Source organism: Flavobacterium sp. (assembly GCF_029242675.1).
Lineage (GTDB): Bacteria > Bacteroidota > Bacteroidia > Flavobacteriales > Flavobacteriaceae > Flavobacterium.
This window is the reverse complement of record NZ_JAQWTM010000036.1, coordinates 1-4,169: the sequence shown is the minus strand read 5'-3', so window position 1 is coordinate 4,169 and position 4,169 is coordinate 1. Positions and strand designations below refer to the sequence as shown.

The following is a 4,169-nucleotide window of genomic DNA, read 5'->3' as shown; positions in this document are numbered from 1 at the left end:
AAATATTATCCTTGAAAAATCCGCTTCCATTTTGCTCTTGGTTATGACCAATATTCCAATGTGCTACAATTCGATTATTCTCATCAAGAGAAAGAGTGAGTTTTCCTTTGTAAGTTGGAACATCACTACTGTCTTGATTGCTACCTTCAATAAGGTATTCGCCTACTAAATCTTGTATTGTCACAATGGAGGTGTTTTATATTTTTCTATTTCCCGATACAGAAAATAAGTTTTCTTACTTTAAAAGGGCTCCCGTCTTCAGTGGTACAATTATGGTACAATTTAAAGCAAATTCTCGCAAAATAAAACAAAGTATCCTTATAGAGTTAACAAAACTCATGGGAATTGTTTAGTGCAAAAATAGTAGAAATTTTGAATAAAACATATTTAAAATTTATAAAAGCAGTAGTCCTGATTATAATATATTAAAGATTAAATAGGGAAGTTTTTAAACAGTTAAAAAAGGTCAAAAATCTTAACTTATTCAATATTTTTGACCTTTTTTCAATTTTGCTTTTCATTTCTTTATAAGTTTTTACCCGACCAGGCTTAATGAAGCTGATAACTTAATTGGTTATGTAATACAAAAAAGCCCATTTTGTAGAAATTGGTTTTACCTTGTGGCACCTAAAGGACAGATTTCACACCATTTATGGAGGATTTGAAGAGATTGGCTTACTACAAGTAGGAGCTATCTTATATGTCTTCAGTATTTTGGTTTGGATGTCCTGTTGGGGATTCATGTAAAATTCTATTTAGCTTATACATGATTTTGTAATAAAATGTAATCTAATAAATTGTAATTTTATTTACTTAAGTAAAAGAGACAATCTTAACTTTTTGTGGTAAATGATGTATCAGCTTCAATTTGATTAAATATATTTTATGCCTACTTAAAGTTGTTTTTTATTATTTGTAAATACATTTATTTGAATAATTATTTAGTTAAACTAGGTTTTGAAAAAAATATTATTTTCCGAATTAATGAAACGATACTTCAAAACAAATGTGCAGAATACGGAAAAAATAATATAAAGGCTGGTGTAAGAACTGTTGTCTTTCAATAGATTTTTACATAATCAGTGGAGGACAAATGGCGAATTTTTTTTGGAAGTTAAGAGCATTTAATAAATATTTCTATAATAAAACATACTAAATCTTTAACTGTAAAGATTATCAGTTATTATGAATCTGCTCCAATTTGTCAGTAAAATTAATCATTTCAATCAAATCATTTGTTTCTTCCATTATCCAATCGTTTGAAGTGATTAATTCTATGATTAGTGTTTTTTCCAGTTCGGAATAGAAAGAAGGATCTAGATTAGATAATAAATGAGATTCTTTTTTAAATTTCCAATGACTTTCATGTTCAGTTTTAACAATGCTTTTTCTAGGGCCATTTGGATACAGCAGACGGATATCAGGTATTTTTCTTTTTACTAATTGATAAATCATTAAGCCATCATAATCCCAGTCACAGGAATAAAAGATTGGTAACTTAATTTCACCTACATAATTAAGCTTATCTATATTCTTACCACCTGCATACCAGAGTTCCAAATGATGTTTTCTAGGTTTAGAAGGGCGTTTTAAAAAATCTAGATTTTCACAAAGCACAATTTTATTTGGCTGGTGGCTTTGTAATACATATTTGTATTGTTGATCCTTGTCATTAGCAAGTTCAGCAATTCCCAAAATACCTTTTACAGCACTTATTAGGCTCTCTGATTTTTCTAAATACTTTTCATTTTTGAAAAACATTTGCGACACACCTCTAACAGTTTCTTCTGCCTGGATTATTTCATCTCTTATTGGGATTAAATCGCCATTGATCATTCCTTTTTCAAGCCCCAAAAGAATATTTATATCATATTCTTGAATTCGCAATTGCGGCTTAAGCAAGCCATTTTTATCTAGAAATTTATAATATTCTAAATATTTATTTAAATGACTATGTTGGTAATAGTTGTCAAAACCATCCCCTTTTACAATTGTATTTACACCTTCTTTTAATTCACCTGTTTGTTGTAAAAGAAATAAGAAATGACTATCTTTCATCAGGCTTTCCCTTTTTTTAGTCGCACCAGATTCGTAAATTTCATGAAGTGCTTTCAGTGCTATCCAATTCATTGAGATTTTTTGTTAAGATATGTTAGTAGATCTTCTTTATCAGCGTTTGTTTTAAAATAACTCGCCGGCATCGGGTAGTTAATATCCGGATCATTTCTTCCTGGTAAAAGGTGGTGAAGATACCAACCAGCTGTTGCATCAGCTCCAAATGGCTTTGGAGTCATTGTAATAATTTGATAGCCAAATTCCTTTGCGATAGCAGGGAAATTATTAAAATTGGTTTTGTCCAGATTTGCAGTTTCTTCTAATATGATGAAACGGATTCCATTACGATTTTGGGACTGAACTTTTGATAATCTCCCAATACCTAAGAGTACTTTTGCAGTATAGGTTTCCCCGGTACTGCCTGAGACTTCTTTTCCATTCTCATCAGTAAGTCCGGCATCAAGAGTAAAGTATGTTTTAGGATCAAGAAGGTCTCTAAATGCAATCTTTTTTTTGTAACCAGCGGCTGTCTTAAAAAAGTCTTCTACAAACACGTCTACAGATTCACCCATGGGAAGTTCCCCTGGTTTATACAAATGTTGAGATTGGCTTTGTAATTGATTTATCCATTCTATTGGGATATCTCCACTGGGAATAAAATCAACTTGAAAGAAGTATTTATTGCTGATGGTTTTACCTTTAAAAAATAAATTTAAATCACGAACTTGTGTTCGGTATTCTTCATATTTTGTTTTTGTTCGTATAAATATTTTTAGCATGGTCTCGTGAATTGAGTCTATCAGCTTATGTCTCGACCTATTAGCTGTTTGAAGCTCTTCTGAGATTTGATCATGAAATCTAATTCTGCCACCAAGTAAAGCCCTCTCCAAAAGAGGAAAGCTATAACGGCCTTCTGATATTTCTGTTGCAATCTCGATGTTATTGCCATCGGCAGTTTCACGAAAAAGTTTGCAAGAAGCGAGATACTGACTTTGATAGTTCCGCATTGCATCCTCATATTCTTTTTTTAATTCACGAAGTTTTTCTTCGTAGATTTCCGGTAAAGATTCTGTTAGAAGTTCGGGGTAAAGCGCTTCTAGTGCTGTATAATCTTCTAAATATATTTCCATTGCACGAGTGGCATACGTTTTTCTCCCATCTGCCTGCTGTTTCAAAGCCGGCATACTGATTTCTCTCATTGCAGTTTCAGTAGCGCTATCATTGTTATACAATAACTGGAATTTTTCTGATCTTTTCTTCCAACATGAAAACTTAGTGTTTTCTATATTAAGTATAGTTTGGATATCTGTAGCAGGATCAATACCTTCTTGTAACAGTTGCTCATTTACCTGGCACCGTAAATCTTCAGATTCTTTTTTAAGAGCATCAATTTTACCATCGATTTGCAAGACAAGCTGGGCGGTAATAGCAAAATCTGTAGCAATTACATAATCATACAGACGTTTATCCAAACCTACTAAAATTTCAACATCTTTACAATCTTGACCCTTTTCAAAAAACTGCAACTGTACTAGTTCTGCTCTGGCAGCACTAATTAATATTTCATTATTTGCCAAAAGTTCAGAAATTGCTTTACTGCGTAATTCAGGATTTCCTAAAACCGGGTCATTTTTTAAATTAGGAATAAAAATGTTTAGGTCATCTATACTAAGCCAATACCCATTTAATTTATCATCTTTGACTATGTGGTTCTCATTAAAAAATTGAAAACCTTTTGCGTAATACGGATAACCGATGTTTTCTGGTTTTTGCCAGTGCGTTCGTATAAAGTGAAATAAAACTGCTTCCTGGGCAATTGATATTGTTCTGTCCGACTTCATTATCTGAGCAATGAGAGATTTTTCATTCGAATCTCTAAATAATTTGCTGATTAAATTTAGATAATCAATTTCTCCATTTAGTTTTATTTTTCTGTTTTGGATTAACTCCTTTTGAAAATCAATTTGTTTATCTATAGCAGCAATGGATTTATATTGTTGGTAAACAGGTATAAAGGTTTGGCAACGTCTTACAACCTCGCTATCTTGGTAGTTATCAATTAAAAACTTGCTGTTAAATTCTTCTGTTATAGAAGGTAAATTTTCAATTGTTAA

The 4,169-nt window shown here is 31.7% G+C and carries 2 protein-coding genes and 1 pseudogene; all 3 read right to left on the bottom strand.

Annotated features, from left to right (window positions below):
• Positions 1-184: pseudogene (locus P8M54_RS01420) on the bottom strand (hypothetical protein); the annotation flags it as partial.
• 992 nt (positions 185-1,176) lie between these two features.
• On the bottom strand, positions 1,177-2,130 hold the full coding sequence (locus tag P8M54_RS01415) for a hypothetical protein (protein ID WP_300284162.1): 954 nt from the start codon (positions 2,128-2,130) through the stop codon (positions 1,177-1,179).
• The coding region (locus P8M54_RS01410) for a hypothetical protein (RefSeq protein WP_300284159.1) at positions 2,127-4,169 on the bottom strand (2,043 nt) is incomplete at its 5' end. The genes P8M54_RS01410 and P8M54_RS01415, both read right to left, overlap by 4 nt.